Source organism: Sphingomonas sp. ERG5 (assembly GCF_000803065.1).
Taxonomy (GTDB): Bacteria; Pseudomonadota; Alphaproteobacteria; order Sphingomonadales; family Sphingomonadaceae; genus Sphingomonas.
Genome location: NZ_JSXI01000004.1, coordinates 19,251 through 40,057 on the forward strand (window position 1 = coordinate 19,251; position 20,807 = coordinate 40,057).

19 protein-coding genes are annotated in these 20,807 nt (G+C 62.9%); 12 read left to right on the forward strand and 7 right to left on the reverse strand.

Annotation, left to right across the window (positions count from 1 at the left end; translation table 11 throughout):
• Positions 1 to 58: 58 nt before the first annotated feature.
• Both OO12_RS01630 and OO12_RS01635 read left to right on the forward strand, forming a co-directional pair.
• Positions 59 to 862 carry a SapC family protein gene (locus OO12_RS01630; RefSeq protein WP_082006275.1) on the forward strand — a complete coding sequence of 268 codons (804 nt, stop codon included), beginning with the start codon at positions 59 to 61 and terminating at the stop codon, positions 860 to 862.
• A gap of 3 nt (positions 863 to 865) precedes the next feature.
• Positions 866 to 1,477, forward strand: a complete 612-nt coding sequence (locus OO12_RS01635; protein ID WP_052215410.1) for an OmpH family outer membrane protein — start codon at positions 866 to 868, stop codon at positions 1,475 to 1,477.
• Between the two features lie 147 nt (positions 1,478 to 1,624).
• Here OO12_RS01635 and OO12_RS01640 read toward each other — a convergent pair whose 3' ends face one another.
• The 6 genes from OO12_RS01640 to OO12_RS01665 all read right to left on the reverse strand — a co-directional run bounded on the left by OO12_RS01640 (position 1,625) and on the right by OO12_RS01665 (position 9,641).
• Complete coding sequence (locus OO12_RS01640; RefSeq protein WP_052215411.1) at positions 1,625 to 2,581, reverse strand: winged helix-turn-helix transcriptional regulator; 957 nt, start codon at positions 2,579 to 2,581, stop codon at positions 1,625 to 1,627.
• Between the two features lie 60 nt (positions 2,582 to 2,641).
• Positions 2,642 to 3,571: an NAD(P)H-dependent flavin oxidoreductase gene (locus OO12_RS01645; RefSeq protein ID WP_034156895.1), complete on the reverse strand. Its 930-nt coding sequence runs from the start codon at positions 3,569 to 3,571 to the stop codon at positions 2,642 to 2,644.
• Positions 3,568 to 4,716 (reverse strand): beta-ketoacyl synthase N-terminal-like domain-containing protein, encoded by a 1,149-nt coding sequence (locus OO12_RS01650; RefSeq protein WP_034156896.1) that lies wholly within the window; start codon positions 4,714 to 4,716, stop codon positions 3,568 to 3,570. Before OO12_RS01650 ends, OO12_RS01645 begins: the two co-directional genes overlap by 4 nt.
• Positions 4,713 to 5,768, reverse strand: coding sequence for an NAD(P)H-dependent amine dehydrogenase family protein (locus OO12_RS01655; RefSeq protein WP_034156897.1), 1,056 nt, complete (start codon positions 5,766 to 5,768; stop codon positions 4,713 to 4,715). Before OO12_RS01655 ends, OO12_RS01650 begins: the two co-directional genes overlap by 4 nt.
• A 3-nt stretch (positions 5,769 to 5,771) precedes the next feature.
• Entirely contained in the window at positions 5,772 to 7,250 is a 1,479-nt protein-coding gene (locus OO12_RS01660) for a carotenoid oxygenase family protein (protein ID WP_034156898.1), read from the reverse strand.
• A 129-nt stretch (positions 7,251 to 7,379) separates the two neighbouring features.
• Positions 7,380 to 9,641, reverse strand: a complete 2,262-nt coding sequence (locus OO12_RS01665) for a TonB-dependent receptor (protein ID WP_034156899.1) — start codon at positions 9,639 to 9,641, stop codon at positions 7,380 to 7,382.
• Between the two features lie 177 nt (positions 9,642 to 9,818).
• On the opposite strand from OO12_RS01665, the gene OO12_RS01670 reads away from it, so the two are divergent.
• The 10 genes from OO12_RS01670 (at position 9,819) to OO12_RS01715 (ending at position 19,506) form a co-directional block, all read left to right on the forward strand.
• The gene (locus OO12_RS01670; protein WP_200887361.1) at positions 9,819 to 10,271 is read left to right on the forward strand and encodes a nuclear transport factor 2 family protein; all 453 of its coding nucleotides are present in this window, start codon (positions 9,819 to 9,821) and stop codon (positions 10,269 to 10,271) included.
• A gap of 1 nt (position 10,272) precedes the next feature.
• On the forward strand, positions 10,273 to 11,595 hold the full coding sequence (locus tag OO12_RS01675; protein ID WP_034156900.1) for an MFS transporter: 1,323 nt from the start codon (positions 10,273 to 10,275) through the stop codon (positions 11,593 to 11,595).
• A 45-nt stretch (positions 11,596 to 11,640) separates the two neighbouring features.
• A complete protein-coding gene (locus OO12_RS01680; RefSeq protein ID WP_034156901.1) occupies positions 11,641 to 12,861 on the forward strand; it encodes an acetyl-CoA acetyltransferase in 1,221 nt (406 codons plus the stop codon).
• 74 nt (positions 12,862 to 12,935) lie between these two features.
• Positions 12,936 to 13,364, forward strand: a complete 429-nt coding sequence (locus tag OO12_RS01685) for a nuclear transport factor 2 family protein (RefSeq protein WP_160296707.1) — start codon at positions 12,936 to 12,938, stop codon at positions 13,362 to 13,364.
• 5 nt (positions 13,365 to 13,369) lie between these two features.
• Entirely contained in the window at positions 13,370 to 15,184 is a 1,815-nt protein-coding gene (locus OO12_RS01690) for an AMP-binding protein (RefSeq protein WP_052215413.1), read from the forward strand.
• Between the two features lie 8 nt (positions 15,185 to 15,192).
• Positions 15,193 to 15,720 carry a nuclear transport factor 2 family protein gene (locus OO12_RS01695; RefSeq protein ID WP_034156903.1) on the forward strand — a complete coding sequence of 176 codons (528 nt, stop codon included), beginning with the start codon at positions 15,193 to 15,195 and terminating at the stop codon, positions 15,718 to 15,720.
• Positions 15,720 to 16,484 carry an SDR family oxidoreductase gene (locus OO12_RS01700; RefSeq protein WP_235364647.1) on the forward strand — a complete coding sequence of 255 codons (765 nt, stop codon included), beginning with the start codon at positions 15,720 to 15,722 and terminating at the stop codon, positions 16,482 to 16,484. The genes OO12_RS01695 and OO12_RS01700 overlap by 1 nt, the downstream gene beginning before the upstream one ends.
• Positions 16,485 to 16,506: 22 nt before the next feature.
• Complete coding sequence (locus OO12_RS01705) at positions 16,507 to 17,304, forward strand: DUF1295 domain-containing protein (RefSeq protein WP_034156904.1); 798 nt, start codon at positions 16,507 to 16,509, stop codon at positions 17,302 to 17,304.
• Between the two features lie 73 nt (positions 17,305 to 17,377).
• A complete protein-coding gene (locus OO12_RS01710; protein ID WP_034156905.1) occupies positions 17,378 to 19,084 on the forward strand; it encodes a class I adenylate-forming enzyme family protein in 1,707 nt (568 codons plus the stop codon).
• Complete coding sequence (locus tag OO12_RS01715; RefSeq protein WP_034156906.1) at positions 19,081 to 19,506, forward strand: nuclear transport factor 2 family protein; 426 nt, start codon at positions 19,081 to 19,083, stop codon at positions 19,504 to 19,506. Before OO12_RS01710 ends, OO12_RS01715 begins: the two co-directional genes overlap by 4 nt.
• A gap of 56 nt (positions 19,507 to 19,562) precedes the next feature.
• Here OO12_RS01715 and OO12_RS01720 read toward each other — a convergent pair whose 3' ends face one another.
• Positions 19,563 to 20,348, reverse strand: a complete 786-nt coding sequence (locus OO12_RS01720) for a sulfite exporter TauE/SafE family protein (RefSeq protein ID WP_034156907.1) — start codon at positions 20,346 to 20,348, stop codon at positions 19,563 to 19,565.
• Between the last annotated feature and the right edge of the window lie 459 nt (positions 20,349 to 20,807).

The following is a 20,807-nucleotide window of genomic DNA, read 5'->3' on the forward strand; positions in this document are numbered from 1 at the left end:
GCGGCCACGCTCATCAGGCGCGGCCAGGTCGCGATCCATCATCCATCGGAGTCATGTCGTGAGTGAACCTGCAACGCGACCCTTGCCGCTATTCTATCGCCAGCCGCAGCCGCTAATACCCGCAATCCACAATCAGGTGCGGCTGAAGGACGGCGACTATCGCTTTGCCGAAGAAAGCAATGCCATACCTTTGGCGGTGATCGAGTTCGCATCGGCGATGCGCCACTATCCTGTTGTTTTCTCGCAAGACGACGGATTCCCATTGGCCGTGGTCGGGCTGGGCCGGCGCAACCGCTTCGTTGCGGCCGGAGACTGGGCGGAAGACCATTATGTTCCGGCCTATGCACGCCGCTACCCGTTCGTTTTCATCGAGGTCGGTGCGGGGAAATTGACGCTGGGGCTGGACGTCGACTCCGGTCGCGTGGCGGACGATGACGAGGAAGGCTCCGCGCTGTTCGCTGACGGCAGGCCGACGTCGCTGACCGAAAATGCGATGGCCTTCTGCAGTGAATTCCACGGAGCCCATGTGCAGACCATCGCCTTCGCCGCCGCGCTGAAGGCACATGACCTGCTGGTCCCGCAACAGGCCGATGCGACACTTGATTCGGGCACGCCCCTGATCCTGGGCGGTTTTCTGGTGGTCGATCGGAAGAAATTCGCCGAGCTCGCCGATGACATCGTCCTTGCCTGGCACCGCAATGGCTGGCTGGCGCTGGTTCATTTTCACCTCGCCTCGCTTGACCGTTTCGTCGATCTGCTTGGCCGCGAAAGCGGCGTGGAAACGCCGACGCCCGTCATCGGGGAGTCATTCGCACCTGCCACGGGCGAAAAATCCAAAGCTTCACCGTTAGAGGAAAATTGAACCATGACATCACCGTTCGGCCGCCTGCTGACTTGTACCCTCATCGCCGGCATCGCCACTCCCGCCTTGGCGCAGACTCAACCGGCGGCACCGTCGCTTGGCGGTAATCCCGTCCAGGGTGTCTGCCTTTTGTCGCGTGAAGCGATCTTCGCCAATGCCAAGATCGGAGTCGCGGCGTCGGCCCGGCTGGCTCAACTCGCTCAGGAAGCGCAGGCCGAAGTCGATGCTGAGCGCAAGACGATCAATACAGATGTCCAGGTCTATCAGGCCGAACAGGCGAAGCTGACGCCTGCCCAGCGTCAGGCGCGTGAGCAGGTGCTCAGTCCCCGTGTCCAGGCAGTGCAAGTCAAAGCCCAGTTGCGCGGCCGCGAGATCGAAGTGACTCGCGACAAGGCGACTGCGAAAATCGCCGACGAAGCACAGTCGGTGATCGCGCAGGTCTATAAGACGAAGAGCTGTGGCCTGCTGGTCGATCGCAACTCGGTGCTTGGTGGCAATATGGCCAATGATCTGACGGCGGATGTCGTCAAGGGCCTCGACGCCAAGATCACGACGATCAGCTTCAACCGCGAAGCGCTGCCGGCTCAGTCTACGCCGACCGGAGCAGTCAAATAGGCGAAAACCGCTGCCAGATTTTAGTGTTGGGCGCCATTCGGCGCTCAACGGGCTCGAATTAAGCCTGGTCCATCGCCGGGCGGTCGAGAAATCGCTTGAGGGGCGAATCCTTTCGCCAAGCATCGATTGCCGTCGGGTTTTTCCGGTTTAGCCTATGCTGGTGGACAGCGGCCCGACGGTCTCTCCACACTGGTCGCACGTGATGATTGGTGCCAGGAGCGCGCCACAAGTCCGGTGGCGGATCACCTGCGGCGGCCCGGCGTCGCCCGCCAGCCAGCGATCTCCCCAGCGAATCAGCTCGATGATGAGCGGAAACAGATCGAGACCTGCCGGGGTCAGGCGATATTCGAACCGATCGGGCTTTTCTTGATATTGCTTGCGTTCGAGAATGCCGAGCTCGACCAACCGGCTGAGCCGGTCGGCGAGAATATTCGGCGCGACGCCCAGATCCGCTTCGAATGCAGCGAACCGGCGGATGCCGATAAAGGCGGAAGCAATCGTCTGCGCGGTCCAACGGTCGCCAAGCACATCGATCGCGCGTTCGAGCATCCGTTGATGCGGATCGAGGTCGCCGCGTTCGATGATCGAGCGGCGTTGCGCACGCGCGCGTTGCGGGGGCTCGAATCCGGCGCCCGGGCCATCCTCCGCGATAACGTCACGTGCCGTTACTTCCTCGCCGCATGCCGCGCAGCGCAGTTCGGGCAGGAACACCTTGCCGCAGCTGTGTCGCAAATTGTGGATGTCGACGCGATCGTCGGGAAACCAGCGCTTTTCCCAGCGGATGATCATCAGCGAAGCGCCGAACAGGTCCAGACCCATCTCTGTGAGGCGGTATTCGTCGCGTGGCGGACGGTCCTGGTAGCGTTCGCGTCGCAGTACGCCGGCCGTTTCCATGCGGCGCAGGCGATCGGTCAGCAGGCTACGCGCGATGCCGATCCGCGCGCGAAAATCGTCGAACCGGCGCACACGCTTGAATGCAAGATGCAGGATCATCAGCGTCCAGCGATCGCCGAGTATATCCAGCGCCCGCCGCGCCGAATTGGACGCAAGGCGATGCCCGGCTTCCGTATTCGTTTCGACGGATCGGCTTTCGAGTAATTCCAACCTTCACCTCTGCCTGGTCATGCCCTGTCATCGTAAACGATGCGGCGAGGAGAGAAAGCTTTATGAACGGTTGTTCCGGCGCGGCCATTGCGAAAGACGAGCCTGAGCGGCAATGAAACCGCGCTCAAGCCCGTCGACGATGTCCGCCGTCGATTGTTCGCCCGCGATGGCATGCACGCCCTGGCCGGCCGACCAGATATCTCGCCAGCGCGCCCGGCCATCGGTGGCCGAATTATAGTCACGCGTGGGGGCCCCGCCATCGACCGTATAGCCGGCCGCGTCGAAACTGGCGCGCAACCACGATGCCGCCGTGCCCGTCACCGCGCTGCTGACGACGACATCCGCGATCCCCGCCGTGGCCATCATCGCCTTATAATCCGGGGATGCCATGCTCTCGCTCGCCGCGACGAAGCGTGTGCCCATATAAATGAGGTCGGCGCCGGCGGCGACTGCCGCCGCTATCCCTCCGCCATCGGCAATTCCGCCGCCGAGCGCCAAAGGGCCGTCGAAAAAGCCACGGATCGCGGAAACCAAAGCGAGCGGCGAGAATGAGCCGGTATGGCCACCCGCCCCGGCGGCAACACAGGCAAGACCATCCGCACCGGCCGCCAGCGCCTTTTGCGCCAGCTTCACGTCGATCACGTCGGCGAGGACGATACCGCCATAACCATGTACCGTGTCGACTACCGACGCGGGGCTGCCGAGAGCGGTGATGACGAGCGGCGGCTTGTGCTTGGCGACCAGCGCCAGATCGTCGGCGAGGCGTTCATTGGTCGAGTGGGTGATCAGGTTCGCCGCCCATGGCGCTCCGTCGATGCTCGCCGCGATCTGGCTCATCCACGCATCGACCTCAGTCGCGGTGCGGCAATTGGTTGTCGGAAAGGAGCCCATGATCCCGGCGCGGCAGGCCGCAATGACCAGCGCCGGACCGGAAACGAGAAACATCGGCGCGGCGATCACCGGCAGCCGCAGAGCGAAGGGCGGACTCATGTCAACCGCTCGACGATCATCGCTGCGCCGACGCCGGATGCGCCGGTGACGACAACCAGTCCGAGTTTTCCGTTACAGGCGTCCAGCGTGTCGAGCAGTGTTGACAGCAATATTGCACCTGTCGCGCCCATCGGGTGGCCTTTGGCGAGATGCCCGCCGGATATGTTCACTCGCGCTGGATCGACATCATGATCGCGCAGGAATTTGGCGATGGTGACCGCGAACGCCTCCATGAATTCGATGCGGTCGATTTCGGCAAGACTCAGGCCGGTTCGGACCAGCACCTTGTCCATCGCCGCGAAGCCTGCGGTGAGCGATGCGGCGGGATCGGCGCCGATTTCGGCATAGGCGATGATTTTCGCGCGTGCTCCCTCGGCCTCACGGGTTAGTGCGGCGAGGCCGGCACCGTCGCAGATCGGCGGGGCATGGGCGATCGTATGCGTGTAGGTGACGGCTTCGCCGCCGAGCACATCGGCATAGCCGGCGCCGAGCTCGGCGAAGGCGGCGGGGAGCGATGTGAGTTTTTCCAACGTAAGGCCGGCACGCGTGCATTCGTCACTGACGAGCCCCGCTACGGCGATGCGTGACCTCGTGAGCGCAATATTCCCCTCGGCGGCGGCGGCCCGCGCCTGCGATGTCGCAGTGACGGCATCCATCGCTTCGCGCGCAATCCCCTCACGCGTGGAAAGCCGGTCGGCTGCGATGGCGACCGGCAAATACTGCGCCGCTCGTGGTAAGGCGCGGTCGGTGTAGAAGTTCGCCTTGTCGGCCATGAAGCCGACAGCTGACATCATCTCCACGCCGCCGGCGATTGCGGTATCGATCACGCCCGTTTCGATCAGCGCGGCCGCCTGGCCGATCGCGACCAGGCCAGAAGCGCAGTAGGCGTTGATCGTTTGCGCCGCGGCACCGTCCGGCAAACCGGCGGCAAGCTTGGCGACCATTGCGATATTTCCGCCCTGTGCGCCGATCTGACCTACGCAACCGAGCATCAGTGCGTCGGTGTCCTTGGTTCCCGGGGCCCGTGCCTCAAGTGCATTGACCAGAGCGGTGACCAGCCCTTGCGGTGTCTGTTGCGCAAGGCCGCCATCGGGCTTGGCTTTGCCGCGCGGGGTACGCACGGCGTCGCGGATATAGACGGTCATCGGGCCTCCAGCCTTTTGCGAAACGGGGGCGGCGCCGGAAAGGCGAAGAAGCCCGGGGGCGCTGCGATCACTGTCGGGATAGCGGCGATCGCGACGGCGATAGTCGCGTCGGTCAGTGCGCGGGCCGGTGGCGCGGCGACGTCACCCTCGTCGATGGCCAGCGTCAGGTGGATATTGGGTCGGCCCTCGATCTGCACGTTCCAATGGCCCAGCCCCTGCTCGGGATGCAGTGTGGGATCGGCAGTCCACAGGATAGAGAGCGTGAATGCGATCCCGCTGGTAAGAGTCGCGGTCCATCGCCAGCGGGTCGCTGCGACGGTGCCCGCCGGGATCGTCCCTGCCGGCAGAAGGATGTCGCGCGGCGCGGTGGTGATTTCATGGGCCGCCGCGATGCTCATAACGGCATCGTCGAGGCCCTGCGCCGCGAGATGCAGCACCTCTGAGAAAAGTGCGGTGTAGAGTGCGGCGAGCGGGCCTCGCGTGATATCGTTCACCGTCGGATCGGCGCCGAAGCCCATCAGGCCGAAGACGAACTCGGCTGATGCCATGGCAGAGGCATCGACCGTTTCGCTGACGCTGATCCGGCTGATGTCGTGGCACAGCCCGGTGGCGGCGAGGGTCAGACGTTCGACCACGAAGCCCGGATTGACCCCCAACCCGGCGAGACTTGCGCTGCCCGCCGCGCATGCCGCCAGCAACGGTGCGGTATAATCCGCCCCATGCGCAGGCGGGTAATGGAAGCCAGCGGTCGAAATCACGTTCTTGCCGCTGGCCAGAAGTCGCGCGACATCCGCGTTCATCGCGTCATAAGGGAGAGTGATGCGCGGCGTGTGGATCACCATATCGGCGTCGAGCGCGAGGATCTCGGCAATATCACTGGTGCAGATCACTCCAGTGGCTGGGCGTTTTGCGAGATCGCCCGCATCGCGCCCCGCCTTGTCCGGTGAATAGACATAGACGCCGACCAGTTCGAGGTCGGGATGATCGATGATACGGCGCAGCGCGGTGCGGCCCATCGCGCCGGTGGCCCACTGGATAACCCTGATTGCCATGGGTCAGGCCGGGACGCGACCGGCCTGGATGAACGCGCGGTCGGCCCATACCGCGTGCGTACCGCTGCTCAATTTGTGTGGAAGTGCGATGCGGCAGACCGGACCCGCGGCGAAGTTCTTCGCGTCGATCAGCACGCATTCGGACGTGCCGTGATTCTCGTCGATCAGGAAGCTGACGATATAGCCGTCATCCTCGTCCACCGCGCCGATACGTGGAGCGAACGGCGCCTCGCTGGCATAAACGCCTTCGGGCAGGGTGATGCGCTCACTCTCGCCGGTGTGCAGGTCATGCTTGACCAAGCCGTTGAACAGGAACCAGCCGGGCTTCGAAGTTACGGAATAGGCATAGCGGTACGGTTTACCGGCGAATCGCGCACTCATCATGCCGAATTCGACGACGTCGTCGCACAGCCGCTCTTCCTTCGTCTCGCCGGTCTTCAGGTCGAACCGCCAGCGATGCAGCTTGCTGCGGAAGCTGTGCATGTCGAGCAGCGCCATCATATGTTCGTGGCCCTCGACCGATCCTTCAAGCGGACGCGGCGTCGGATCCTCCTGGAAATAGCCGTCGAGGATCAGCTCGTCGCCATCCTCATAGGCGTTGAGGAAATGCAGCACATAGCAGGGCGCGGCTTCGAACCATTTGATGTCCTGCGGCCCGCCATGGCGCGGCACGATCGCGAAACGCGACGGCATATCGCGGTGGAAGCGCACTGCATGGATGTCGCGTTCGAGCAGCCGGGGATCCCAGAAGACGGGGAGATCGTTGAAGATCGAGTATTTCTCGCTGAATGCCATATCGTGCGGGAGGCGGGGGCCGGGCAAGGGGATAGGGATATAGCTTTTGAGCTTACCGTCAGCCCCGACCACGCCGTAATGCATGTAGGGTGCGTGCTTCGAATAATTGAAGAACAGCAGTTCGCCGGTCGTTTCGTCCACCTTGCAATGCGCCGACACGCCGTCGATCGGCGCCCATGGAGACACGCCGAGATCCTCCAGCGTCTCGGGATCGAGCGCATAAGCTTCGCCACACTGATAGAAGGTCGAGAGCAGCTTGCCGGCATGAACCACTACGTCGGTGCTGGCATTGTCCTTCAGGCTGCCATGCGCGCCAAAACCCGGACGCAATGACGTGCCGACTGGATCGGCGAGGCCGCCCCATAACGAACCGCCTGCTTCCTGCTCGGCCTGGAAACAGCGCGTGCGTACGAAGCGGTTACGGTACGATGCCTTGCCGCCCTGGAACGAAATCTGGTGAATCATTGCATCGGCGTCGAAGGGATGGTGGCGGCCCAGCGGCTGGTGCACCTGATTTTCGGTATTCCGGAAATAGATGCCGTCGATGTCGGACGGGATTACGCCCTCGATAACGTCGAGGTCCTCGGCATCGACCTCTTCATGCAGCGGCGTCCATGCGCCGTTGAGATAGGGGTGATTGCTTGGCTTGAGGCTGGTGACGACCGGGAGATGTCGTTCGAGCTTCATGGGGTCGTCCTTATATCTTGGGCAATACCGGCCATTACTTGAATGGCGGGCCTAACATTGTAGGTCTTTTAAAGCAAGTAACGGCGGTGACAATCGCGCTGCCACCGCCGGTCAAGTGCCTGGGTGCAATCAGAATTTGCCCGAAAGACGCACGCCGTACGTGCGTGGCGCACCATAAAGCGAGGCCTCGTCGCCGAGGAACGGGATCACGCTGGTGCGATACAGCTTATTGGTCAGGTTCTTGGCCCAGAGCGTGACCCCCCAGCGATCATCCTTCCTGCCAAAGCCGATCCGCGCATCGAGCAGGCCATAACCAGGCTCGAAATTCAGATTCTCCGGACCGTAGAAGAACTTGTCCTGGTACGTGTAATCAGCGTGCGCCTTGATCACATAGTCGTCACCGACTGGCAGCTTGTAGTCCGCGGCGACCGAATATTGATAGTCCGCGGTGCGCGCCAGCTTGTTGCCGGTATAGTTCAGGTTACGGTTGCGATCGACATAGTCCTTGTACTTGGCATCCAGCAGCGAGCCCGAGCCGGAGATCGACAGGCCATCGGTGATGGCGATCGACAATTCGCCTTCAATACCCTGGATCTTTGCGCTGGCGGCGTTGGTCACGACGGTGGTGAGCAGCACGTCATCAAGCTGTTCGACTTGCAGGTTGCTGAAATCGAGCCGGAACGCGGCGAGGTTCAGGCGTACGCGGCGGTTGAACAGATCGCTCTTGAAGCCGACTTCATAGTTCCAGGCGGTTTCCGGATTGAACGGGCGCGACGCAGTGGCCGCATCCGGCGTGGCGGCCTGCCAGCCGCCGCCCTTGAAGCCTTTCGCCGCCGAGGCATAGAGCAGGATCGAGGGTGTGGCTTTCCACTCCAGCGCGAAACGGGGCGTGGTTTCGCGCCAGGTCTTTTCGACATGAACATTGTACGGCGTCTTGAGCGGGGCGGGCGAGAGGATGTCGCCGGCCGGACCGAAGCTCAGGATGCGCGCGGTCGCATCCATGTCCTTGTGATCGATCGTATAGCGCGCGCCGGCCGAGAGGGTCAGGCCGGAAAGGATTTCATATTCCAGTTCGCCGAATGCGGCATAATTCGATGTCACGCCACTTTGCGCGAAGATATTGTCGCCATCGAGGCTGTCGCGCGTGCCGCCGGGGCCACCAGGCAAGGCCGAGCGTGCGGTGTTCTGCGAACTGCGCCTGGTATCCTCGCGCAGATAATAGAGGCCGAACAGCCAGCTGAACGGCCCGCTTTTGTCAGAAGCAAGGCGTACTTCTTGTGTGATGCCAGTATATTTTTCCGACTGGGTCAGCACCGAATCGGTGAAGGACGGCGGCGCGCCGGCACCCGCCTGGCTGAAGCGCTGACCGGAATTGCCAATGCGCACCGCGGCAAGATAGGTCAGCTTGGCGCTGCCCAGATCATAATCCATCCGCCCGGTGAAGCCGTAGGTATTCCGCCGGTTATATTGCAGGTACGGCGTTTCGGTGACGCGTGGGTCCTTGGAGATCTGGCCGGTGGTGATCGGACCGATCCCGGGACGCGTCGGATCGTCGACTGCATGGCGGGCCTGGCCGCCGCCTTCGTCATGGCTGGCATCGGCGATGAAGTTGAAGGTCAGCGCGTCGCTGGCATTGATCAACAGGGATGCGCGCCCGGCATAGCCGTCGGTGTCGTCCAGTTCCTGGCCGTTGACGATGTTGCGGCTGAAGCCGTCGTGCCGGTTCTGCTGGAATGAGATGCGTGCCGCGGTTGAGTCCGACAATGCGCCGGTGACATTGGCCTCGGACTGGATCGTACCATGGCTGCCGACCGAGACGTACCCGCCGCCGCCGAAATCGAACTTCGGTGTGGCCGTGATGATGCTCACCGCGCCGCCTACGACATTCTTGCCGAAGATCGTTCCTTGCGGTCCGCGAAGGACTTCGACGCGCTCGACATCGAAGATCGGCGGCGTCGCCGACCCGCGGCGACCGATATAGACCTCGTTGACGAACAGGCCGATCGAAGGATCGGCGCTGGCGCTGGTCAGGCGGACGGTGCCGACGCCGCGAATGAATGATTCTTGTTCCAGCGAACCCTGCGCCTGGAAGGTGAAGCTCGGCGTGCGACCGGCGAGTGCGGAAAGGTCGGTGATCTGGCCGTCGCGCAGCGCATTGCCGCTGAAGGCAGTGACCGCGATCGGCACATTCTGCAGGCTTTCCTCACGCTTGCGCGCGGTGACGATAATGTCTTCCAGCTGCGGGCCCTCGGATTGCGCGACGGGTACGTCAGCCGATGTTTCTGCTGCTGCGGTCGATTGCGCGAATGCCGGCAGGCCTGTGCCGAGCGCGGCGATGCTCGCCGATGTCAAAGCCAAACGCACAACACGCGCACAGGTGATTGCGGCCATTTCAGTCCCTCCCAAAAATTTCGCCCGGCCTTTTGGCCGTGTCCGCTAACTCAGTCTTTTTAAGCAAGCCGATGCTGTTTTCGCCAAAGTGACTTGCTTGTCAAGACTTACTCGTTGACAGCCGCGCCGTGCTGCGCCAACCTCACTTGCATAAAACGACTGTCATAGGAGAGCAGCATGACCGACACGGCAATGGACACGCGCAATGGCGCATTTGGCGATGCTGGAAGCGACACCCGCAAGATCGACATCGCGAATCAGATGATCGCCGCATGGAAGGCGATGGATTGGGATGTCGCCGCTGCGCTGTTCACCGAAGACGGCGTGCTGCATTCGATGATGGTCGATCCGATCGAGGGCCGCGATGCGATCCACAAGCGCATTTCGGGTCTGGGAGAGCTGGCGACGGAGATCATCCTCGATGTCAGCAACATGGGCGTGATCAACGGCATCCTGTATATGGAGCGGGTCGATCGCTTCGTTTACAACGGCAAGACAGGCGCGGTGCCGGTGACCGGCGTATTCGAATTCGAGGGCGACCTGATCAAGGTGTGGCGCGAATATTATGATCGCGGGCAGCTGCTGCGCGAAATGGGCGTCGCGCAGGACTTCGACCACGAGACTCGCTGATATGACTGGCGAGGCCGATTGGCCGAGTCCCGCGCGCAGTTGGTTCGCGGTGGCGGTGCTGACGCTCGGCTACACCGTGTCGTTCGTGGACCGCACGATCCTCAGCCTGCTGATCGATCCGATCAAGGCCGATCTCGGGCTCAGCGACACGCAGATCGCGCTGCTGCAAGGGCTGGCATTCGGCTTGTTTTACACCGTGATGGGCATGCCGCTCGGCTGGCTGGTCGATCGTACCTCGCGGCGGCGGGTTGTGGCGATCGGCGTCACTACCTGGTGCCTGGCGACGGCGGCCTGCGGACTTGCGGGGAATTTCTGGCATTTGTTCGTCGCGCGAATGGGCGTGGGTGCGGGAGAAGCGAGCCTGTCCCCGGCGGCGATCTCGATGATCGGGGACAGTTTTCCGGCCGAACGACGGGCATTTCCGATCAGCGTCTATTCGATGGCCTCCTCGGTCGGCGCAGGCCTTGCGCTGATGGTCGGCGGGACGGTGATCCAGTTGATCTCCGCGCAGCCGCGCTTCGCGTTGCCACTGCTGGGCGACGTCGCGCCGTGGCAGGCGACTTTCATCATTGTCGGCCTTGCCGGCCTGGTCGTCGTGGTGCTGCTCGCATTCGTCACCGAGCCGGTGCGGCGAGACGTGCTGGTGCGCGAGGAGACCGGCAGCGGGCTGATCCCGCACCTCAAACGGCACCGCGCGTTTCATCTTCGTCATCTCGGCGGCATGGCGCTCTATTGCGTGCTGATTTACGGTGTTCTCTCCTGGATGCCGGCCTATTTCATTCGTACCTTCGGCTGGTCGCCGGGGCAGGTCGGGCTGCGCTACGGTCTCATCGTAACGGTGTTCGGTGGTTTTGGGCTGGCGGGCGCGGGATGGCTTGCCTCGCATCTTGCGATACGCGGGATGCGCGCGGCGAGCCTGAAGATCACCGGCTGGTCGATCCTGATCGTCACGCCGCTGCTGGTCGCCGCCTGTCTCGCGCCGGACGGCTGGACCGCGCTGTTCATTCTTGCGCCGGCGATGATCGCCTTCACGGCATCCGGCGGGCTGGCGGTGTCGGCTCTCTGTGACGCGGCGGCGGGTAACCTGCGCGGGCGCACCGCCGCGCTCTATTATTTCGTTCTCGGCATGGTCGGGCTGACGATTGGCCCGGTCAGCGTGGCGCTGATCACCGAACATGTCTTTGGCAACCCCAATGCGCTCGGTCCGGCGATCGCGCTGGCGGCGGCCGTGCTCGGGCCAATTGCTGGGCTGATGGTGTTGAGTGCGATCGGTCCGTTCATTCGCGCGGTGGATGCGCTTGCCAAACCCGTCATCAAGACATAAACTTGTTTAAAGAGACCGACTAATTTTCGGCGAATCGGAGCGGACATGACCTATATCCTCGGCGGCTGGCAGAGCGATTTCTCCGACAATTGGGCACGACGCGGCATCGATATGGCCGATGCGTTTTCGGAAACGATCGCGGCCGGGTTGGACGCGGCGAAGCTCGACCCGAAGGATGTCGAGACCGGCCATGTCGGCAATTTCGTCGGCGAATTATTCGCGGGGCAGGGTTTGCTCGGCGGTTTTTTCGGATTGGTCCATCCCGATTTCGATGGCCTGCCGACTTCGCGCCATGAAGCGGCCTGCGCTTCTGGTTCGGTTGCGATCCTGGCCGCCACAGCAGAGCTCGAGGCTGGGCGCTACGATCTCGCCTGCGTGATCGGCATGGAACAGATGCGCAATGTTCCCGGCAAGCAGGCAGCGGCCAATCTCGGCGCGGCGGCATGGACTGGGCATGAGTTTGGCGATGCCGAGTTCGTCTGGCCGCGGGCCTTTTCCGACCTCACCGAGGAATATGACCGCCGTTATGGCATCAATGCGCGCCATCTGCGTCGTATCGCCGAGATCAATTTCGCCAACGGCAAGCGCAACCCCAACGCCCAGTCGCGCGGCTGGGCCTTCACGCCGGAAAGCTTCACCGAGGACGATGAAGCCAACCCCGTCGTTGAGGGCCGCATGCGCAAGATGGATTGCGGGCAGGTGACCGATGGCGCCAGCGTCATCTTTCTCGCCTCGCCGAAGCGCGCCGCCGATTATGCAAGGGAACGCAATATCCCGCTCGAAAGCTTGCCGCGTATCACCGGCTGGGGGCATCGCTCGGCGCCGATTTCGTACAAGCGCAAGGTTCAGGCGAGCGAGAATCAGGCCTATGTGTTCCCGCAAGTGAAGCGCGCTGCCGATGAGGCGCGTGCCCGCGCTGGCATTACGCTCGACTCGGTCGATGCGATCGAACTCCACGACTGCTTCACCACCACCGAATATATGGCGATCGAACATCTCGGCATCGCCGCGCCCGGGGAGGCATGGAAGGCGATTGAGGATGGTAGCATTGAGGTTGGCGGACGCATTCCGGTCAATCCGTCGGGCGGCCTGATCGGCTGTGGTCATCCGGTCGGCGCGACCGGCGTGCGCATGGCTCTTGACGCCTTCAAGCAGGTGACCGGTTCCGCCGGCGACTATCAGGTGGACGGCGCGAAGACCGTCCAGACGCTCAATATCGGCGGCTCGACGACGACGACGGTCAGCCTGGTCGTGCAAGTCGCGTGATTGATCGCAGAACCATCATGATCGGGGGCGCGGCGCTGGCTGTGACCTTCCCGGCATTCGCCAAGGAGAGAAATATGCCCGATAATATTGCCACGCTCCGCAAGGTCATCAGCAGTTGGCACGACGCCGACGTCGAAGGCGTCCTGTCGTGCCTGCATGAGGACATCACCTGGAACAATTCCGGCGGCTTGAAGCCGCCGATCCAGGGCAAGGACACCATGCGCAAGACGTTGGAGGCGATGAAGGGCCGCCTGAAGAACAACCGCTGGCGCCTGTTCGACGTCGCCGCGGTCGGCGACACGGTGTGGATGGAGGGGGTCGACGAATTCGACACGATGGACGGTACCCGCGTCGCCATCCCCTATTGCGGCATCCTGGACTATCAGGATGGTGTGATCCGGCACTGGCGCGAATATTTCGAGGGCCGGCTGCAGGAGGAACAGATCGCTGGCAAAGGGGTGCGCGATACCGTCGACGCCATGCTCGCACGTCCGGCGGTGTGACGGCGATGGCCACCGCAGCCTTGCCCTCGGATTCCTCATCACTCGACGGCACCTTGCCGCCGTTCCGCGAGGCGAAGCTGATGCCGGTCGACGTGTCTGTCGAACGGCGCGCCGACGGTGCGATCATCCTCAAGTCGCGCGTCGCGATCGCCGACTATGACGCGAACATTCCGGCTGAATTGGCTCGTGCCTGCGCGCGTCAGCCCGACAAGTCGGCGCTGGCGTGGCGTGAAGCCGGTCGGGAGGGATGGACGACATTGAGCTATGCCGCGTTGAAGGAGCGGATCGACGCGGCGGCGCAATGGCTGATTGCCCATGCCCCCAAAGGCCGTCCGCTCCTGCTGATCGCCGACAACACGCCCGCCTTCGCCATTGCCACTTTCGCGGCCTGGATCGCGGGCTTGCCGGTGTGTCCGGTGAGCAGCGCTTACGGCGCGCTCGGTGGCGATTACGGACGGCTGGCGCATGTCGTGGTGAAAGTGAAGCCGGGCGTGGTCTTTGCCGAGAATTCGGCCAAACTCGCGCCTGCGCTTGCCGCGCTCGATCTCGGCGACGCGATCATCGTGACCAGCGATCCCTCGGCGATCCAAAAGCCTGCGGTCGCGATCGACACGTTGCTTGCAACCGCGCCGACCGATGCCGTCGCGATTGCGGTCGAGGCGATCAAGGCCGACGATCTTGCTGCTTACATGCTCACCTCCGGCTCGACCGGCCTGCCCAAGATGGTCGCGATCACCTTCGACAATCTCGCGGCCAACAGCGCGCAATGCCGGCAGATGATCGGTGAGGCGGCGGGCTGGCATGATGTGATGCTCGACTGGCTGCCCTGGCACCATGCGGCGGGCGCATTCGTCCTGCGCACGACACTGACCGAAGGCGGCACATTATATATCGACGACGGTAAGCCGATGCCTGGCCTGTTCGCGGAATCGATCCGCAATCTGCGCGAAATCCCGGTGCGTTTCTTCAACAATGTGCCGCTGGGTTATGGCATGCTGGTCGAAGCACTGGAAAGCGATGCCGAGCTGCGCCGCACCTTCTTTTCCAAGCTCAAGGTCATGCTTTACGGTGGCGCGGGCCTCAGTCAGCCGGTCTATGATCGCTTGCAGGCGGCCGCCATCGCCGAGACCGGGCACCGCATCATGCTCACCTCGGGCTATGGTTCGACCGAGACGGTATCCGCTTTCATGGCGATCCATTTCGAGACCGATCGCGTCGGCATCGGGCTGCCCGCGCCAGGAGCGGTGGTTAAACTGGTGCCTTTGGGCGACCGCTACGAAGTGCGGGCGGCCGGCCCGAACGTGACGCGCGGTTATCTCGACGAACCCACCAAGAACGATGAGGCATTCGACGAGGAAGGCTTCTACCGCACGGGCGACATGGCGGTGTTCAACGATGTCGACGTGCCGGAAAAAGGCCTCGCCTTTGCCGGGCGCGCCGCGGAGGAATTCAAGCTGTCGAGCGGTGCGTGGGTCTATGGCGGGAGCTTGCGCGATCAGTTGTTGAAAGCGCTGACGCCGATGGTTCGTGACTTGGTGCTGTGCGACGAGAATCGCGAATATCTGACGCTGATGTTGTGGCCCACGCCGAATGGCGACCGCGACCGCATCGCCACCGGACTTGCCGCGTTCAATGCTGCGCAGCATGGCGGATCCTCCCGCATCCGCCGGGCCTTGCTGCTCGACGTGCCGCCCGATCCCAATGCGCACGAAATGTCCGACAAGGGCACGATCAACCGCCGCGCGGTGATCGACCGACGCCAGGCGGATATCGACCGGCTCTACGCCGCCGCCCCCGATCCCGACATCATCATCCTGTAGGAACCGTCATGACCGATCCGCGTATCCAGACCCTGCTCGACAAGCAGGAGATCACCGACGTCATCAACCTCTATCTGCGCGGCGCCGATCGTGCTGAGATCGATCTGATCGCCAATGCTTATCATCCTGATGCGATCGAGGATCATGGTGGCGTCTATAACGGCCCGGCCGCCGATTACGTCGCACTGATGGCCAAGATGCTGCCCAAGGGCGGGATCATGAATCATCTCGCGACCAATATCGTGATCGAGATCGATGGCGATGTCGCGCGCGCCGAACATTACATCCTGGCCTTCGCTCGCATGAAGAAGGAGGGCGAGAAGTTCGACACGCTGACGCTCGCCCGCGCGGTCGATCGCTTCGAACGTCGCGACGGCAAGTGGAAGATCGCGCTGCGCAGACTCGCCTGGGAATGGAATCACGAAATGCCGCTCAGCGAAAGCTGGGGCCGTGGCATGATGTTCCCGGCGGGGACCGAACTGACGCGCGGCGCCAAGCATCCGCATGATGTACTCTATCAGATGGCGGCCAACTGATGGCGATGGACATTGCAGGGGCAGTGGGGCTGGTCACCGGCGGCAATCGCGGCATTGGCGAGGCGTTTGTCCGCGCGCTGATCGGCGCTGGCGCCGCCAAAGTCTATGTTGGTACGCGCGACGTCGTCAACGCGCAGCATCTGGTCGAAGAAGGGCAGGGTCGGATCATCGCCCTCGCGCTCGACGTGTCGAGACCGGAACAGATCGCAGCAGCGGCCGTGGCCTGCCCGGACGTGTCGATCATCGTCAACAACGCTGGTGCGTTCGTCAACCAGCGCCTGATCGGCGCTGAGACGATGGACGCTGCGCGCGAGGAGATGGAAGTCAATTATTTCGGCCTGCTCGGCATGTGTCGCGCCTTTGCCCCCATTCTGAAGGTCAATGGCGGCGGCGCGATCGTCAACATATTGTCCTCCGGCGGGGTCGTCGCGGTGCCGGCAATGGGTGGCTATAGCCCGTCCAAATTCGCTGCCCGGGCCGCGACAACCTCGATCCGGGCTGAACTCGCCAAGCAGGGGACCAGTGTGTCCGCGCTGATTGTCGGATCGGTCGATACCCGCATGGCCGCGCATGTCGGCGGCGCGAAAGAACGACCAGAGGATATTGCCAAAGTCGGCTTGTCGGCGATCAAGCGCGGGACGGACGAGGTCGATACCGACCGTATGGCAATCGAGGTCCGGGCTCACAAGGCGCGCGACCCAAAGGCGCAGGAGCGCGCGCTGGCGCGGATGCTCGACATGGACACGATCTCGACCGGGCGTTGATCCGGCGAAGAGGGGGCTTGTGATGGAAATTCTGAAGATATTGGTGATCGACGCGGTAACCGTGGTGATCGCCTTCACCGCGCTCTGGGCGATCTGCTCGTCGATCCGCGATGTGACGATGGTCGATGCGTGGTGGGCGCTGGGCATGGCGCTGCTGGCGCTGGCAACGTTCCTGCAGATGGATGTCGTCACTGACCGCCGCCTGCTGCTGCTTGGCCTGTGCGCGCTTTGGGCGTTTCGTCTCGGTGGCTATCTGTTCTGGCGCTGGCGCGATCATGGCCCCGACCGCCGCTATGTCCGAATGATGGAGAAGGCGCAGGAGAAGCGTGGCTGGGGCTATGCTCGCGCATCCTTCTGGCTGGTATTCGTGACGCAGGCGCCGCTACAGTTCATCGTCGCATTGCCGGTGATGCTGGGCCAGCTTCAGGGCGAGCCGGTCGCGCTCGGGGCTCTCGCTTATGGCGGCGCGGCGCTCGCGCTGTTCGGCATCATGTTCGAAAGCATCGGTGACTTCCAACTCACGCGATTCCGCAAGAACCCGGACAATGCCGGCAAGGTGCTGAACACCGGCCTGTGGCGCTACACCCGCCATCCCAATTATTTCGGCGATGCTTGCGTCTGGTGGGGGTTGTTCGCGATTGGGGCGGAGACTGGCCTAGGCTGGTTCGCGCTGCCGGGACCGGTCCTGCTCACCTGGACACTGATGAAATGGTCTGGTGCGCCGACACTCGAATTCCGCATGCGCAAGACCAAGCCGGAATATGCGGACTATATCGCAACGACGTCCGGCTTCGTGCCATGGCCGCCGAAGCGGGCGTGAGTTTTGACCTGCAGCACCTTCCGTTCGGGCTCGGAACCAATGAAGGGAAGGTGCGCGGGAATGGAGAGATGAAATGCAACTGACCCCGCAATCGCGTGTCGACGATTTCACCGCCCGGGGCTGGTGGGGCGATCTGACGCTCGATCATTGGCTGCAACGCAACCGCGCCGATGTGCCTGACCGTCTCGCGATCGTCGATCCGATGAATCGCGCGAGCCTCGACGGCAAGACGCCTCGCCGGCTCACCTGGGGCGAATTGGGCATTGAAGTGGACCGCGTTGCCGCAGCCCTGCTCGACCTCGGCCTGACGAAAGATGATGTCCTTACCTATCAGCTTCCCAACATCATCGAGACGGTGATCCTGGCGCTGGCCTGTTCGCGCCTCGGCCTGATCATCTCGCCCGTGGTCATGCCGTACCGCGCGCACGAACTCGGTCATGTCATCGATACCGTCCGCCCCGCTGCGATCGTCACGCTCGCGCATTTCGCCGGCCATGACCATGCCGTTATGGCGCTCGCACTCGCCGGTGGTCGCGAGTGCAAGGTGCTGGTGCTCGGCGGCAATGTGCCGCACGGTGCCGATGACCTCGACGCCGCTATCACCGCCGCCGACCCGGAAAAGGCGGTCGCCTATTGCGACGCACAGCCCATGCAGCCTGCCGAGGTCTTCACGATCTTCTGGACTTCCGGCACCGAAGCCCGGCCAAAGGGCGTGCCGCGCGATCAGAACCACTGGATCGTCAACGCGAAGATGGTCGCCGAAGCGGCTGACATCCGCGAAGCCGAAGTGCTGCTCAACCCGTTCCCTTTGGTCAATATTGGCTCGTTCGGCCTTGTCACGCCTTGGCTAATGCGGCGCGGCACGCTCGTTCTGCACCACCCGTTCGACCTAAAGGTGTTTCTGGAGCAAATCGCCGCGGAGCGCGTCAACTACACCATCGCTGCTCCCGCGATCCTCAACGCGCTGCTCAAGACGCCCGGCTTGCTCGATAGCGTCGACTTGACTTCGCTACGCGCCATCGGCTCGGGCTCGGCGCCGCTCAGCCCCTGGATGATCGAGGGCTTCGCGCATGATCATGGTATCGAAGTGTGCAACATCTACGGTTCGAACGAAGGCGCCTCCCTGTTCAGCGACGCGCGACAAGTCCCTGATCATCACGACCGTGCGCGATACTTTCCGCGAATGGGCGTCGCCGGGATCGAATGGCCCGGCAGCGAAAGCGCGGCGATGGTTCAGACTCGCCTGGTCGATATTGAGACGGAGCAGGACGTCACCGAACCCGGCCGGCCCGGCGAGTTACGCTTCCAGGGCGCGGCCACGTTCGGCGGCTATTTCGAGAGCCCTGAGATCAGCGCTAACGCGTTCGACGCCGCCGGCTTTTATCGCACCGGCGATTTGTTCGAAATCGCCGGCGATGAGGCGCCATATCGCTTCTATCGCTTCGTCGGGCGCTGCAAGGACATCATCGTGCGTGGCGGCGTCAACATCTCGCCCGCCGAGATCGATGACCTGCTTGCCGGTCACCCCGCGTTGAAAGAAGCTGCCGTCGTCGGCGTGCCCGACGAACGGCTCGGCGAACGCATGTGCGTTGCTGCGGTCCCGGCGGACGGTCATGCGCCCGATCTGGGTGAGATTTCGGGTTGGTTGAAAGGCCAGGGACTGGCGATATTCAAGCTGCCTGAACTGCTGGTCACGGTCGATGCCCTGCCGCGCAATGCGATGAACAAGGTCTCCCGTCGCGACTTGCGGAATACCGTATTGGAGATGCTCGGCGTATGACGCTGTACGAGCGCTTCGCTGTGGTGATCGCGGCGTGGAATAGGGGCGACATCGACGCCGCATTGGCGGGCATGGACGATGCGGTGACATGGCATGTTGCCGCCGGCGCACTTGCCCCACTTGAGGGCAAGGAAGCAGTGCGTGGTTTCCTCAAAGGCCTGCGCGCCGACATGGCCGAAACCCGCTGGAGCATTCGCTATTGCGCCGAAGCGGACGAGCGGCTGTTCGTCGAAGGTGTTGACGCCTACACGCGTACGAACGGAACGACGGTGGCAATGCCCTATGCTGCGGTGATCGAATTTGCGGAAAACAGGATCATCGCCTGGCGCGACTATATCGACACGCGGCGAATGGAAATGATGCGTGAGGGCGCGCCGACACCTGATCATTTGAGAGCATTGATCGATCGCATGACCCGGTGATGTGAAACGCCCCCGGGGGTGGTGCGGTCAATCCAGGTGCGCAGAGCTCAGCCGGCTCAGAAGATCAACTTGCCTCCGACGAGCGCCAGCGTTCCGGCAAGGATTGGCCGAAGGATCCGGTCCGATATGCGGATAGAGATCAGGCTGCCGACGATGATTCCAGGCACCGACCCAATCAGCAGCGACGTGAGCAAGCCGAAGTCGACGGAACCCATCGCCCAATGGCCGGTACCGGCGATCAGGGTAAGCGGGACGGCATGGGCGATGTCCGATCCGACCAGTCGGTTGGTCGGAAGTTTCGGATAGAGTATGAGCAGGGCCGTCATCCCCAGTGCCCCCGCACCGACCGAGGACAGCGATACCAGCGCACCCAGGATCGCGCCGAGCACGACGGTGAGCCGCATGATGCGGGACTCTGGCATGGCGTCGAATGTTCCGGCGAAATAGGCGACGATCTGTTGTCGGAAAAGCATCGCCACGGCGGTGGCGATGAGTGCGATGCCGAGCGTGACGGTGATGACGTGTTCGGCGCCGTCAAAATGAGCGCCGGCCTGCGCAAGGAGCAGGAGGGTCAGGAGCGTGGCGGGCACGCTCCCATAAGCGAGGCGCCGAACCACTTTCCAGTCAACCGTGCCGCTGATCCCGTGTACCACGGTTCCGACCGATTTGGTCGCCGACGCGTAGAGTAAGTCGGTCCCGACCGCCGTTGCCGGGTGGAAGCCGAATGCCAGCACAAGCAGGGGCGTCATGAGCGAGCCGCCACCCACGCCCGTCATACCGACAAGAATACCGACAGCCACGCCGGCGAGCGAATAGAGCGGGTTGATTTCAGTCAGGATCATGAATGATCTTGCTCACGGGCTGAAGTTAAGGCGCGCCCGCTGACCAGCGGCCGCAGCCGCCATGCCCATGGCGGCGCATTCGGCATTGAATTCGGCTGCATGGCGCGCCTCCGTCTTGTCTTAGACCGAAGCTGCTACTTGCAGGTCGATCAAGCGAGGTAGATTTTCTCTGTCGCTCCATCGGCTGGCTTCGGGCGGCGGTCCCCAGGGGGATGCGGTCACATTCGATCTCGATGACCGAACGCTGGAAATGAGCCGATTTGTCTCCAGTCGCGTAGCTTGACTCAGCCTGAGCCCCAGCAATTGTCGCGTTGCCTTCAATGCCCAACTGTCCGGATCTTTTCCCCAAGACATCGACAGGTGGCGCGGGTGCCGATCGGGATCGTTCGAGGCGCCAAAATCTTCGCGAGACTCGCGATCGGTGGCGATTTAAGGCAGATGTCCATATAAGTATTTGAT

Coding starts and splice junctions, on each gene's coding strand:
- OO12_RS01635 (WP_052215410.1), top strand. CDS start 866: ATGACATCACCGTTCGGCCGCCTGCTGACTTGTACCCTCATCGCCGGC.
- OO12_RS01645 (WP_034156895.1), bottom strand. CDS start 3,571: ATGAGTCCGCCCTTCGCTCTGCGGCTGCCGGTGATCGCCGCGCCGATG.
- OO12_RS01650 (WP_034156896.1), bottom strand. CDS start 4,716: ATGACCGTCTATATCCGCGACGCCGTGCGTACCCCGCGCGGCAAAGCC.
- OO12_RS01655 (WP_034156897.1), bottom strand. CDS start 5,768: ATGGCAATCAGGGTTATCCAGTGGGCCACCGGCGCGATGGGCCGCACC.
- OO12_RS01660 (WP_034156898.1), bottom strand. CDS start 7,250: ATGAAGCTCGAACGACATCTCCCGGTCGTCACCAGCCTCAAGCCAAGC.
- OO12_RS01665 (WP_034156899.1), bottom strand. CDS start 9,641: ATGGCCGCAATCACCTGTGCGCGTGTTGTGCGTTTGGCTTTGACATCG.
- OO12_RS01670 (WP_200887361.1), top strand. CDS start 9,819: ATGACCGACACGGCAATGGACACGCGCAATGGCGCATTTGGCGATGCT.
- OO12_RS01675 (WP_034156900.1), top strand. CDS start 10,273: ATGACTGGCGAGGCCGATTGGCCGAGTCCCGCGCGCAGTTGGTTCGCG.
- OO12_RS01680 (WP_034156901.1), top strand. CDS start 11,641: ATGACCTATATCCTCGGCGGCTGGCAGAGCGATTTCTCCGACAATTGG.
- OO12_RS01685 (WP_160296707.1), top strand. CDS start 12,936: ATGCCCGATAATATTGCCACGCTCCGCAAGGTCATCAGCAGTTGGCAC.
- OO12_RS01690 (WP_052215413.1), top strand. CDS start 13,370: ATGGCCACCGCAGCCTTGCCCTCGGATTCCTCATCACTCGACGGCACC.
- OO12_RS01695 (WP_034156903.1), top strand. CDS start 15,193: ATGACCGATCCGCGTATCCAGACCCTGCTCGACAAGCAGGAGATCACC.
- OO12_RS01700 (WP_235364647.1), top strand. CDS start 15,720: ATGGCGATGGACATTGCAGGGGCAGTGGGGCTGGTCACCGGCGGCAAT.
- OO12_RS01705 (WP_034156904.1), top strand. CDS start 16,507: ATGGAAATTCTGAAGATATTGGTGATCGACGCGGTAACCGTGGTGATC.
- OO12_RS01710 (WP_034156905.1), top strand. CDS start 17,378: ATGCAACTGACCCCGCAATCGCGTGTCGACGATTTCACCGCCCGGGGC.
- OO12_RS01715 (WP_034156906.1), top strand. CDS start 19,081: ATGACGCTGTACGAGCGCTTCGCTGTGGTGATCGCGGCGTGGAATAGG.
- OO12_RS01720 (WP_034156907.1), bottom strand. CDS start 20,348: ATGATCCTGACTGAAATCAACCCGCTCTATTCGCTCGCCGGCGTGGCT.